Annotated in this window: 9 protein-coding genes; 6 read left to right on the top strand and 3 right to left on the bottom strand. The window is 55.7% G+C overall.

The window, feature by feature from the left end; translation table 11 throughout:
* Positions 1–2,037: a thiamine pyrophosphate-binding protein gene (locus BK816_RS07515; protein WP_071164622.1), complete on the top strand. Its 2,037-nt coding sequence runs from the start codon at positions 1–3 to the stop codon at positions 2,035–2,037.
* Between the two features lie 83 nt (positions 2,038–2,120).
* Entirely contained in the window at positions 2,121–3,815 is a 1,695-nt protein-coding gene (locus tag BK816_RS07510; RefSeq protein ID WP_071164621.1) for a trypsin-like peptidase domain-containing protein, read from the top strand.
* A 70-nt stretch (positions 3,816–3,885) separates the two neighbouring features.
* Here the strand turns inward: BK816_RS07510 and BK816_RS07505 are convergent, their stop codons facing one another.
* A complete protein-coding gene (locus BK816_RS07505) occupies positions 3,886–5,328 on the bottom strand; it encodes a chorismate-binding protein (protein ID WP_071164620.1) in 1,443 nt (480 codons plus the stop codon).
* Between the two features lie 55 nt (positions 5,329–5,383).
* Here BK816_RS07505 and ubiE point away from each other — a divergent pair, with 55 nt between their 5' ends.
* From ubiE to BK816_RS07490, 3 genes are all read left to right on the top strand, one after another.
* Complete coding sequence (gene ubiE, locus BK816_RS07500; protein WP_236842317.1) at positions 5,384–6,106, top strand: bifunctional demethylmenaquinone methyltransferase/2-methoxy-6-polyprenyl-1,4-benzoquinol methylase UbiE; 723 nt, start codon at positions 5,384–5,386, stop codon at positions 6,104–6,106.
* A gap of 23 nt (positions 6,107–6,129) precedes the next feature.
* On the top strand, positions 6,130–7,704 hold the full coding sequence (locus BK816_RS07495) for an aspartate:alanine exchanger family transporter (protein WP_071164618.1): 1,575 nt from the start codon (positions 6,130–6,132) through the stop codon (positions 7,702–7,704).
* A 93-nt stretch (positions 7,705–7,797) separates the two neighbouring features.
* Entirely contained in the window at positions 7,798–8,565 is a 768-nt protein-coding gene (locus tag BK816_RS07490; RefSeq protein WP_071164617.1) for a hypothetical protein, read from the top strand.
* A gap of 161 nt (positions 8,566–8,726) precedes the next feature.
* Here the strand turns inward: BK816_RS07490 and BK816_RS07485 are convergent, their stop codons facing one another.
* Together BK816_RS07485 and BK816_RS07480 are read right to left on the bottom strand one after the other, a co-directional pair.
* Positions 8,727–9,191 (bottom strand): GNAT family N-acetyltransferase, encoded by a 465-nt coding sequence (locus BK816_RS07485; protein ID WP_071164616.1) that lies wholly within the window; start codon positions 9,189–9,191, stop codon positions 8,727–8,729.
* A gap of 3 nt (positions 9,192–9,194) precedes the next feature.
* Complete coding sequence (locus tag BK816_RS07480) at positions 9,195–10,901, bottom strand: cation:proton antiporter (protein WP_071164615.1); 1,707 nt, start codon at positions 10,899–10,901, stop codon at positions 9,195–9,197.
* A 239-nt stretch (positions 10,902–11,140) separates the two neighbouring features.
* Here BK816_RS07480 and dnaK point away from each other — a divergent pair, with 239 nt between their 5' ends.
* Positions 11,141–12,994: a molecular chaperone DnaK gene (gene dnaK / locus BK816_RS07475; protein ID WP_071164614.1), complete on the top strand. Its 1,854-nt coding sequence runs from the start codon at positions 11,141–11,143 to the stop codon at positions 12,992–12,994.
* Positions 12,995–13,165 lie beyond the last annotated feature (171 nt).

Raw genomic sequence — 13,165 nt, 5'->3', positions numbered from 1 at the left:
ATGACCGGACGGTCGCAAACAGTCAATCAACCAGCAGTTGACGAACCCCAGAAAGTAGGAGCGGAAGTGGAAGACAAAACCACCCAAGCTGAAAATACCGGCGCACAACCTGCCTCGGTACAAGTCGCCACACAAGTGGTCGCTAGCCTCATCGCCAATGGCGTCACCGAGGTCGTAGTCTGCCCCGGCTCTCGCTCAGCCCCACTCGCTTACGCTCTTGCCGCCGCGGAAAAAGCCGGCCGGATCAACACCCACATTTGCACCGACGAACGAGGAGGCGCCTTCTACGCCCTCGGCCTATCGAGGGCGGCCCGGGACCTCGGCCAGAACCAAGCAAATGGGTCGACCGAAAGCGAGCAGCAAGCACCTGTAGCGCTGGTAATGACCTCAGGCACCGCCGTCGCCAACCTGCACCCAGCGGTACTCGAAGCAACCCACTCGCAGGTGCCCTTGCTAATCCTTAGCGCCGACCGGCCCGCCTACCTGCGCGAAACTGGAGCCAACCAAACCACCCAACAGCCCGGCCTGTTCGGGGCTGCCCCGGTTTGGGAGTTCGATGTTGATGCGGGCTATCCGCCGGCTCAAATCCCTGCGTTAGTGGCACGCGCGATCGCCGGAGCAAATGGCACTCTTTCAAACCAGCCAGGGGTAGCGCACCTCAACCTCTGTTTCGACACCCCGCTAGTGCCAAACGGGGAAATCACCATCCCAGAACTGGCCAGTGCCGGCCTGCCAGCCAGCCCGCAACCTTTCACTTTGCCTCGTCCCATGTTGGTCAACCGAGGCCGAGGACGACTAACGGTTCCGACCAACGCTGTGGTTATTGCCGGCGATGGAGCGGGCCCAGAAGCCGCCTACCTAGCCGCCAAACTCGGCCTACCGCTAATGGCCGAACCATCTTCCGGGGCGCGTGGACACGGCCTCGAAGCTGAATACCGTACCTTGTGGGATGCGGACCCGTGCCTCAGCGACTACCAAAGTGCGATTGGACTGGGGGGAAAGCTAACCGAGCTGGCGAAAAAAGTTGAAACCGTGGTGGTGCTTGGTCATCCCACACTTTCGCGACCGATTACGGCCCTAATGGCTCACGCCCAAAAACGTATTGTGGTCACCAACTGGGCTACCTGGAATGGCAGCCTACAACCCGGCGACGAAGTGCTGACTCTTACTGAAGTGCTTGCCAGCGTGGCAGGAAGCATGGGCGTAGCCGGAGGGGAAACAACTCACGATGTCGTCAAGGCGAGTGGGGGAGCTTCCGGTGGAGACGCAGCCGCCAGCGATACCTCATATAACGATTCCTCAGAATCCATGCACAACGACTCCCTTTTAGTGGCTCGTCCAGAAAAACGCGAATGGCTCGTAGCTTGGCAACAAGCCAGCCTAGCAGCGCTGCCACGCCAACTGTGCGGGGTTAGTGAACCATTAACGCAGGATCGCACCGAACTAACTAGGGAACTCGTGGCCGCCCTACTTTGGCAGCAAGCTAGTTGGGACGGCCTGCCGCTAATCGTTGGCGCATCAAGTGCCATCCGCGTGATGGACCGAGTAGCGGGCGCCCTCGGCCAGCAAAAACTAGGCACCCAAGAAATCATTCCTGCCGGCCCTGCTCCAATAGTTTTTGCGAACCGAGGCTTAGCCGGCATTGACGGTACCCTCGCTACCGCCGCTGGCATTGGCCGCCACGTCGGGGCGGGCGTGCGAGTTCTCGTCGGAGACTTAACTTTCTTGCATGACGCCATGTCGCTGCTGCCTACCTTCGCCCTCGGGCAAGACGGGCAGCGAGTCCCGATGCAAGTTGTGGTTTGGAATGACGAGGGCGGAGCGATCTTCGCGGGACTGGAACACCAACAAGCTCCAGCCGAACTATTTGACCGTTACTTCCGCACCAAACAACGTTTCAATTACCAGCATTTTGCCGCCGCAGTCGGGGCGAAATACGAAAAAGTAACCAACCCAGCAGAGTTAACTCGGTTGACGAACTGGGATGGGCAAACCACAGAAATTATGGAAATTGTCTTGCCGTGGCCAGGGGAATAGAACTACCCTCTAGGCAAAAGGTAACGATTATGTAACAATAGGTAACGAATTGATAACAAACTTGTTTATTTGGAGAGCCAAAGATGAATGAAGAACTGAACCAGAATGGAGGGTACCGGCCTAACGAGTCGTCAGCCGACACCAACCCCTACGCACCCCCGGCTCAGGGACAAAATCAAACGGGAAATACCGAACAAAATCATTCGGCCCAAGCAGGTTACCAGCCAACCCAACCTCTCAATGAGGCAGGGGAGACGCGTTTTGGCGGAAATGAAGGTTCAGCTCCGATGGGAAGCGGGGAAAACCGTAACTACGCCCCTGCCAGCCAAAATAATGGTTATGGAACTAGGCCCACGTCCGGCCAAGGGAATAACGATTCTGCCAACAATCAAACTGTGAACCTAAACCAAGGCCAGATGCCTACCCAGAATCAGTACCAGGCAAATGGTAACTACCAGCAGAACAACTCGAACCCTTACGCCCCACAAAACTCGAACCCCTACGCTCCCAACTACGGGGCGACCCAAGGGGGCTATCGGGCAGGGGCACAGAACGGTTATGGAAACGGTGGCACCCAAGGCGCATACACCAGCTCATATGCTGCCCTAAACGTTCCCGCCCGCGAGGCCAAAAAGCCAAAAGTTAAGCGTCCTGCGCGCCCTGTCACTTGGCGTTCACTCACCGGAGCCATGTTGGCGGCAGTGCTGCTCTCTAGCGGGATGACTGTTGGTGGTCTCTACGCGGGTGGGTACCTCGGAGGTAACACCACCTTTATCTCTGAAGGTAACTACAGTGATAAGACTGCCGAGGTCGCTCCAGTAGTTGAATCTCAAGCCGCCACCGCAGACTGGAAAGCGGTAAACCAAGCAGTAGGTAATTCGGTAGTCCTAATCGCGGTCAAAGGCCGCGGGGGAGCTGATACCGGTTCTGGCGTCATTATTGACAAAGACGCCCACATTCTAACCAATTACCACGTCGTTGCGGCCGCCCAAAACGGCGGACAGATGATGGTAACTCTTGCGGATTCCCGCATGTACGAAGCCACAGTGGTCGGCGTCGATCAAAGCACGGACCTAGCAGTGATCAAACTAGTCAATCCACCCAAGGACTTAACGATCGCTCGTCTAGGTAACTCCGATAACCTCCAAGTCGGACAGCAAGTTGCTGCGATTGGCGCGCCACTGGGACTGAAATCTACGATGACCACTGGCATTATTTCTGCCCTTGATCGTCCTACCGTGGTTCAAGATCAAAATATCTTCGATAACGGCGGTGTGGTCACGAATGCCATTCAAGTAGATGCTTCAGTCAACCCGGGTAACTCTGGTGGCCCACTCTTTGATGCGCAGGGTCGAGTCATTGGAATTAACTCGTCGATCATGTCCCTTTCTTCGGGACAGAGTCAGGCTGGGTCAATCGGTTTGGGGTTTGCAATCCCGGTTGATTTAGCCCGAAAAGTTGCCCAAGAAATCATTAAGAGCGGGCAAGTCCAGCACGCTCTCTTGGGTATTCAAGTCGCTCCCAGTGGAGCAGAGGTGAACGGGACACTACGTACTGGTGCGGTCGTACGGAAAGTGACCCGGGAATCCAAGTTTGGCGCCGCCGGTTTGCGGTCGGGCGACGTCATCTTGTCGATTGATGGAAAACCTGTCGTCGATAACGCTTCACTGGTTGGTTACGCTCGCCGTTACTCTCCTGGCGACGAGGTAACCCTTCAGGTTGCTCGCAATGGCAAGGTCCTAGCCATTAAGGCAGCCATGATTGCTGATAACAACTGATATCAGTCTCTCCTAGTGCAGACCCCCGCTAGCCTCGGCTAGCGGGGGTCACAGTCTATTAAGTGAAAAATTAGCGAACGTCCTCGTTAATCCCTAAAACTTGGCGCATCAGGCCCATTTTGCGTCCGGTTTCGTCCCACTCATGCTGAGCAGTAGACGAAGGCATAATGCCTGCCCCAGCCAAAAGCCGCCAACGGCTAATCTCGGGGGAGTGAGCATCTGCCAAACCGTCCTCGTCCAAAGTCTGCGCACAACGCAAAGCCAAATTCCACTGGCCATCCCCGTTGGGCAAGACGTAACCCACCGGACCGGTGAAATTCTCGCGAACAATCGGATCAAACTCGGCAATCAGCTCAGCTGCGGCCTCACGCGGTTTCCCACAAACTGCGGCAGTTGGGTGAAATACCTCGGTAATGGTCGAAACGTCTGAACCCTCGCCCACCTGGCCAGTAATAGTCGACTGCAAGTGATCCACATTGGGCAGCGACAAAATGGAAACTTCGCCAGCTTGTGCCCCCTGTACCCCAGCTTCATTGAGCTTTGAAATTACCGATTCGCGGGCAATCTCGTGTTCTCGTACCTCTTTGGGGTCGTTGAAAAGTTCCTGGCCATGCCCCGGTAGGGAAGTGCCCGCCAAAACGCGAGCCGCAAAATGCCCGGCACTAACCTGTGCCAAAACTTCTGGGCTGAGCCCAACCAAATCGCCGATCGCAAAAGCCCAACCGCGAACATCCTGACAGCGCTGATCCGGATCGGCCAACAAGTCGCGAGTCAAAGCACGCACGTCCACCCCAGTTTCACAGGCAAAAGACTCGCTACGCGCCAACACTACCTTCTCGGCTCGGCCGGCACGCAAAGCGGAAGTTGCGCCCTCGATAGAGCCTTCCCAAGCGGCAAAATCAACCTCTGGAGCGAGTCGGTGCCAGCCCTTACCGTCGCTTGCCACTCCTTGGGCTCCTAATGGGTAAGGATGCTGGCCGAGGACGCCAATGCGTTGCAATACTTCGGTCGCTAACGCCTGGGCGTCCTCGTGCCAAATCAAAAAACTATGCAAGTGCGGCACCCCAATGAGTGCCACCTGCGGCACTTCTAAGCGACCACTAGCTTTCGAATCAAATGGAAAAGCCCCCAAAGCCGCCAATAAAAGCCGAGGATCTTCCCGAAACTGTGGAGCAAGATTAGTTGGCGCCAGCGCGGTGTCTCGTTCCACCGCCACGTCCGCAGCTCCCAAAGGAGACCCCGGCACCCACGAAACCTCGGCCTCGTTCGCCCACTTTCGGTACGCGGCACTAGCCTCGCTCAAAGTGCCACTAAAACTTTTCGAAAGCCCTACCCCGACCACGCAAACGCCGCGGCCCACCCAAACTTTGGGGCGCAAACCAGGCGGCAACACGCTCAAAGCGGCCTGCCCCCAAGGTTGAGCCATGCCCGTCGGGACTTGCCCAACGCCGTACCAAGACGGGGGAAGAGCAAGTTCGGTCGCATAAAACTGGGTGCGCTTAGTGGTATTCATCGCCAAATATCCTATGCTATTGTTGCTCACCTTAGCTATCAGGGAAGATATAACCGTGAAAGAAAACATGGAACCCACCGCAACTGTCAGTGACAAGGACCCGAATCAAGTCGCTAAAATGTTCGACTCGATTGCTCCGAACTACGACCTCGCCAACGACCTAATGACCTTCGGAATGGACCGAGTCTGGCGGCGAGCAGTGCGTCAAGCCCTCCGCTTGCGCCCTGACGAGGACGTCCTTGACCTCGCTGCCGGGACCGGCACCTCCAGCGCGGACCTCGCCACCACCGGCGCCCGCGTAGTCGGTGGGGACATTTCCACCGGCATGCTGGCCGTAGCTCGCAAGGCCCACCCCGAATTGGAATTTATCGAGGCCGATGCCACCAACCTAGATCTACCAGACAACAGCTTCGATGCGGTGACCATTAGCTTCGGTTTGCGCAACGTTAACGACACTCAAGCGGCGCTAAAGGAAATGCTTCGAGTAACCAAGCCAGGCGGCCGCATCGTTATTTGCGAGTTCTCGCAGCCACCATTTAAGCCTTTCGCCTTAACCTACCGCTGGTACCTTAAGAACGTCCTCGGTCGACTAGCCGGACTAGTGCAGTCCAATGACTCGGCCTACGATTACTTGGCAGAGTCCATTCTGGCCTGGCCAGATCAGGCCGAGCTTTCCCAACTGATGTACGAAGCAGGCTGGAGCCAGGTCGGTTTCCGCAACCTCACCGGCGGCATCGTGGCGCTACACCGCGCCGTCAAACCAGTCGAAAACAACTGATTCGAACGCTTTAAGTAGGAAACATGTCCGCCATGCTCGTCGCCTCGCCTTTGCTCACCGTCTTCCTCGTTGTGGCCCTCGGGGCTGTGGTGGGAGCGATTAATTTCGGGCCCCTACGTTTTGGCGCAGCAGGCGCACTTTTTGTGGGCCTATTTGTTGGTGCCATGCTTCCCGAATCCGCTCATGGCCTCGACATGGTCAAAACCCTCGGCCTAGCCCTGTTCGTTTATATGGCCGGCCTTTCGGCGGGACATACTTTCTTTCGCGACCTGAAAACTCACGCCAAGTTCTTGACCATTAGTGTCGGGATTTTGATTGCCACGGCGGTGGCGGTGGTCTTTGCCGGTGAAAGTATGGGGCTCAGCCGTTCGCTCACCCTTGGCCTGTATGCCGGTGCTTTGACCACCACCCCGGCTATGGCCGCAACCACCACTGGTGAGGGAGCGAAAGCTGCCGCTGAAACTGGTGTGGGTTACGCCCTCGCATATCCCATTGGCGTGATTATTGCGATCGCCCTCGTGGCTTTGATCGTTAATCGTGACTGGCCCGGTAAAGGCGACCAGCCCCCGCAGAATGACAAAGTAATTCGCGCTATCACGGTGGCCGTAAAACATGAAATTCCAGTGCGTGAAGTTCCCGGATTTGCCGAGGACGAACTGCTCATGTCCTATCTGCGCCGCGGAAAAGTGACTCGCGTAGTGGCTCCAGGTGAAACCCTGTTCCCTGGGGACTTAATTGTGTTTGTGGGTGATGATGAAGCCCTTGCAGCTGCCGTAAAAGTTACCGGTGAAGAACTTGATGAGCATTTGGCAGATGACCGCAGTGAAGTTGAAGTTCAGCGTTTGGTGATTTCGAATCCAGAGCTCGCTGGTCGCACCGTAGCCTCAATGAACCTGGCCGGAAAATTTGGGGCGGTAGTTACCCGTGTTCGCCGTGGTGATACTGAACTTTTGGCTGTCGCTGATTTGGAGCTAGAACTTGGCGACGCCGTGGTGGCTGTGGCTCGGCGCAAGGAACTCGATGCCTTGACCCGCTATTTCGGAGACTCCCAGCTAAAGATTTCTCAGGTGGGTGCCATTCCGATTGGGATTGGCATGGTGCTTGGTTTGGGCCTCGGCCTGATCCACTTCCCGCTCCCTGGTGGCTCTTTTACTATGGGTAGTGCCGCAGGGCCGCTGATTGTGGGGATTTTGTTGGGGGCGCTGGGGCGTACTGGCCCGCTAGTTTGGGTGCCGCCGCAGGCGGCCGGCCTCGTTATTCGCCAAATTGGCTTGTTGCTCTTCCTATCGACGATTGGTCTGATTTCAGGACCTGCTTTCGCTGAGCAGGCAGTCACCATGACTGGTGTCAAGGTCGGGATTCTTGGTGCCGGAGTAGTCCTAATGGTGTCACTAGGTGTCATGCTCACCGGTTGGTTGATGGGGCACTCGGCGCAACGCACCGCCGGTTGGATTGCCGGGGTAATCGGGCAGCCCGCGATTTTGTCTTACGCGCAAAGCCGCAGCGACGACGATCGCATCGAAAATGCCTACATGGCATTATTTGCTTTAGGGATGGTAGTGAAGATTCTAATCACCCAGATTGCGTCTGTGCTTTAAGTCCCGGGTGGAATCCTTGCGTGAGCAGTGAGACAATAGCCCAGTAAGTGTGACTTTTTCACACCCTCTCATTGTAAAACCAAGGAGGCTCCTGTGGAGTTGAGTTTTAATCGTAAACTGTTGGGAACCATTGTGGGCGCGATTGGCGTGCTCTTGTTCCTCTTTTCTGACCTCGGAGCAGCCTTCGGTGCTCCTTTCTCTGGCCGTTACGGCTTCCTAAATGCCCTTCAGCCAAGTGGCGCATTCTCCCTTTTGTGGTTGATCCTTTGCCCACTAATGATTGCTTTCCTAGTTTGGTTGTGGATCCCATTCAAGGGAGCTGACCACTTGAAGCCAGCTCTCTGGTGGCCAGTTCCGGCACTTTTCCTCATTTTGGGCTTGGCTCAGATGATTTCCGGTGCTTACTGGACCGCCTTCCTCGTGCGGATTGTTGCTCTGATTTTGGCTGCTATCATCCTGATTACTTTGCCTCCACTACGTTTGGACAAGCAGCCAGCACGTCCTTGGATCACCGGTTTACTGGACATCCTTTTGGCTGGTTTGACCGCTTGGTTGCTAGTTTCGGTGATGTTGAGCTTGTTCGCACCGCTCACCCTTGCCGGCCGTTACTTGGTTGTGCGCATCCTTTTGGGCGTTATTGCTATGACTCTATTGGGTGCGGCTTTCATCGTCCTCGGTCGCATCACCGGTGACCACCTCACCTTCTACGTCGTAGGCGTTTGGCTCTTCTTCTGCTTGATGGTTTCCAACTGGTTCTACGCTGGTGGCCTGGTCTTCCTTGGCATTTGGTCGCTGTTGGTAGGTGCCGCTTTGGCTATCTACACTTTGAACCTCTGGCGCAAGCACAAGCTAGCGCTCTGAGCTCAGTCCACTATTGGTAGGCAATTTTGGATTTGCTAAATAAGATCCCCTAGTTTGCTTGCCGAGGACGGTTAAGCGCTCGCTTAACGGCAATACTTAAGGGTGTGGGTCCCAACCAAAACGGTTGGGACCCACACCCTTTTATAAAGCTAAGGCTAGTCTCAGGCGCGGTACACGTTGGTTTCGCGTAGTTCGAAGCCACATGAGCGGTAGAGACGGTTGGCGGCTTCGCGCGAGGGGCGAGAAGTCAAATCTACAGTCTTGGCGCCAACTTCCTTGGCGTAGGCGGTAGCGGTTTCAACTAGCTGGCGTCCAGCGCCCTGGCCGCGAGCTTCGGAGTCTACTACGACGTCCTCGATCCAAGCGCGAGTACCGGTAGGAATCTTGAAGGTTACCAAGGTGAGCATACCCAGAATTGGGCCGGCGGCGGTGGTGTCGGTGCCGGCGTCGGCCTGGGATAGGTCTGGTTCCCCGCGGTAGACGAATAGGTACACGTCAGGCTGGTCGACCAGTTCGCTAATTTGGTTGAAGTCGAGTGCTGGGGCGCTCGAAGAGAGTTGTGGAATGAGGCGTTCAAAAGCCTCTACTAGTTCGTTGCTGGCCTGATCAATCAGTTCGATGGTCATGGATTATTTCTCCTCTTCGCTTTCGCTGGGCATATCCGGAACGGAATTTGGGTCGGTTACTGCATCTGCCCCAGCTGGTAGTTGCGGGAAAGATTCAGGAAGTTTCTCTTGTAAGTCTAGTTCCTTTAGCAGTGCTTTGGCTGCTAGGGGACCGGTAATGACATCTTTTTCGTCCAGCTCGCCGTGAGCTTCGGCTTCGAGACGTTCGTGCAAGTGTTCGACCACGGCCACACGATCTTCGTTCACACGGTGAGCGATTTCTTCCCAGTCGCTGCCTGGGAACATGCGGGCGGCACGGTGTGCCAACTTTTCGGTGGCGATCTGTGCGTGAGTCATCATCGCCGCTAGTTCCTGGCGTTGCTTGAGTGCAGTCGCCTTGGTTTCTTCATCCAAGCTTTCTGGGTCGACCTCGTTGGCTTCTAGCTGGGCGAGGGCGGCCTGGTGTAGCAACTTGCGGGTAGTTTCGACTGCTTCACGAGCTTCGTGAGCCTTCTGCTCGGCGGCGCGCACCTTCGTGTCGTCAGACTTTTCGGCGTCCTTCTTTGAATCCAGCATGGAGCCGAGCAGCGGCATGATGAGCACGGAGGCGGCCCCAGCCACCACTAGGGTGGAGGCGGTAGAGGGTTCCATTACGCCCGAGTCTTCGGCCACCTGGGTGACCGCGACAATCATCGGCAGGGAGGTGGCGCAGTAGGTGGCGATTCGCAGGGACTGGCGAATGCGAGTGAAGAACTTGGTGTCGAGTTCTAAGAAGGCAGCTAGGAAGACTGGAGTACCGCGGACCACCATCAGGAGGCCAACGAAGACCATGGCAGCCTTCGGGTTTTCGATAATGCCGCCGAGTTCAAGGTGAATCCCGGTGGTGACGAAGAAGATGGGGATGAGGAAGCCGTAGCCGATCCCGTCCAGTTTTTCTTCTAGTTCGCGGCGTCCCTGGGGGAGTGCCTGGCGCACGATGAAGCCGGCAGCGAAGGCACCGAGGACCACATCGAGTTCAAAGATGGAAGCGACGGTAATCAAGCTGACCAATAGCAGAACGGTCAAACGAACTGTGGTTTGGGCGGTTGATTCGGCACCGAAGTGGATGAACTTGATTAGCTTTTCCCCGGCTGCCTGGGCGCGTCGTGGAATTAGACCGATCACAATGGCCAAGCCTAAGAAGACTGCCACGAAAAGCAGGTTCAAAGCGGTGCCGCGAACACCAAGTAGGATTGCCATGGCGAGAATCGGGAAAAGTTCACCGATGGTGCCGTGGTTGATAATCGATTTGCCAATCTTGCTTTCTAGCATGCCGCGATCTCGCAAGATGGGAATCAGCGTACCGAGGGCGGTGGCGGTCATGGCTAGAGCCACGGCAAATCCTTGGGATGAGAAGGCGTTAACGTTTGGCATGACGACAGTAACTGCCAGTGCCAGAGATGCTGAGAGGAACCAAGCGCCGGCAGCTAGTTTGCCGCTGCGACCTTTCAGTCCGTGAACATCGACCTCGTAACCTGCTAAGAGGAAGAGGAAAGAGAGGCCGAGTTCGCGCAATAGCTCAATCTCGTTGCCAGTGTGGGCGATGTTTAGTACTTCGGGGCCGATGATGATCCCACCGATGACCAAGAGAACAGACTCTGGCATCAGGTTTTTCGGTACTAAATAGGAAATAACTGGGGCGATAGTGGAAACCGCTACGATCGCCAGTAGGGAGACGAAAACGTGACTCATGGGGTCTATTTTTGCAGGTTTTGGTCCCAGAATGCGTTATTGTGTGGCACGTCACCGTGTTTGACCTTTTGGCTGGGAATAAACCGTCCCCAAGCAAGGTTGAGTTAAGTAGACTCAAGTTTGACGAAATAAAACTTGACACGACCCCGCTCAACCTGCATTATTGAGTCTGTGAGGCTCAACTTGCAGCTAGGCTTCAAGTGGGTCAGGAAAACTTAAACATGAAAGAAGGAATTGACATGGCACGTGCAGTAGGTATTGACCTAGGTACTACAAACTCAGCTCTCGCTGTACTAGAAGGTGGCGAACCCACCATCATCGCAAACGCAGAAGGTATGCGAACCACTCCTTCCGTCGTTGCATTCGCCAAGGATGGCTCCGTCCTCGTTGGTTCGGTAGCAAAGAACCAGGCTGTCTCCAACGTTGACCGCACCATCAGCTCCGTCAAGCGCCACATGGGCACTGACTGGACCTTCGGGGTAGACGACAAGAAGTACACCCCACAGGAAATCTCCGCTCGTATTCTCTCCAAGTTGAAGGCAGACGCCGAATCCTACTTGGGTGAACCAGTAACCGACGCAGTGATTACCGTTCCCGCATACTTCAACGACGCAGAACGTCAGGCAACTAAGGATGCCGGCCAGATCGCTGGCTTGAACGTACTACGTATCGTGAACGAACCAACCGCAGCCGCTTTGGCCTACGGCCTAGAAAAGGGCAAGGGCGACGAACTCATCTTGGTCTTCGACCTCGGTGGCGGTACCTTCGACGTCTCCTTGCTAGAAGTTGGCAAGGACCCAGAAGACAACTTCTCCACCATTGAAGTTCGCGCCACCAACGGTGACAACCGCCTCGGTGGTGACGACTGGGACAACCGCATCGTCGAATGGTTGGTCGAAAAGATCAAGGAAGAATCCGGCGTTGACGTCTCCAACGTCAAGATGTCCATGCAGCGTCTACGCGAAGCTGCTGAACAGGCCAAGAAGGAACTTTCCTCGGCTACCACCACCAACATCTCCCTACAGTTCATCGCAGCTAACGAGAATGGCCCAGTTTCCCTCGAAACCACCCTTTCTCGCGCCAAGTTCGAAGAAATGACCAAGGATCTGCTCGAACGCACCAAGAAGCCGTTCCATGCAGTAATCGCCGACGCCGGCATCAAGGTTTCTGACATCGACCACGTTGTCTTGGTTGGTGGCTCCACCCGTATGCCAGCTGTCACCGAGGTCGTTCGCGAACTCACCGGCGGCAAGGAACCAAACAAGGGCGTAAACCCTGACGAAGTAGTCGCCATCGGCGCTGCTTTGCAGGCAGGTGTTATCCAGGGTGACCGTAAGGACGTTCTCTTGATTGACGTGACCCCACTATCCCTCGGTATCGAAACCAAGGGTGGCTTCATGTCGACCTTGATCGAACGTAACACCGCAATCCCAACCAAGAAGTCTGAAATCTTCTCCACCGCGGAAGACAACCAGTCCTCGGTAATGATTCAGATCTTCCAGGGTGAACGTCAGTTCGCAAGGGATAACAAGCAGCTCGGCATGTTCGAACTATCGGGCATTGCTCCAGCTCCTCGTGGTGTCCCACAGATTGAAGTTACCTTCGACATTGACGCCAACGGCATCGTCCATGTTTCCGCTAAGGACAAGGGCACCGGTAAGGAACAGTCCGTTACCATCACCGGCGGCTCCTCCTTGCCAAAGGAAGACATCGAACGCATGGTAGCTGAAGCTGAAGCACACGCGGAAGAAGACAAGAAGCGTCGTGAAGAAGCCGAAGTTATGAACCAGGGCGAGCAGACCTCCTACCAGATCGACAAGCTCGTGAAGGAAAACGAGGAAAAGCTCCCAGCAGACGTAGTCTCCGAAGTTAAGGAAGCTAACGACGCCCTCAAGGCCGCTATGGAAGAGAAGGACGTAGAAAAGGTTAAGACCGCTCTGGCCGACCTCAACGAGAAGTCCCAGAAGATCGGCCAGGCCCTCTACGCCGCCGCTCAGGAAGAAGCAGCCACCGCAAACGCTGGCGAAGGCGAAGCCACCGGCGCTGACGACGACGTAATCGACGCAGAAATCGTCGACGACGAAGAAAAGTAAGCGCTAACTAACGCCTAACGCAAAATTTCGGGGGCCGAGGTCGGGACACGGATTCCGCCCTCGGCCCCCGAAAACATAGGCCCAAAAAACTAGCCGAGGCGACCGGAAAAGTTGCCAAGCATTAGACTTGAGCTAGTTTTGAGCAAGCACAGCCGACGCAAACGCGTTTGA

Origin of the sequence: Boudabousia tangfeifanii (assembly GCF_001856685.1) — a bacterium.
GTDB lineage: Bacteria > Actinomycetota > Actinomycetes > Actinomycetales > Actinomycetaceae > Boudabousia > Boudabousia tangfeifanii.
The sequence above is the reverse complement of the archived record's forward strand: the minus strand, read 5'-3'. Positions and strand labels throughout refer to the sequence as shown.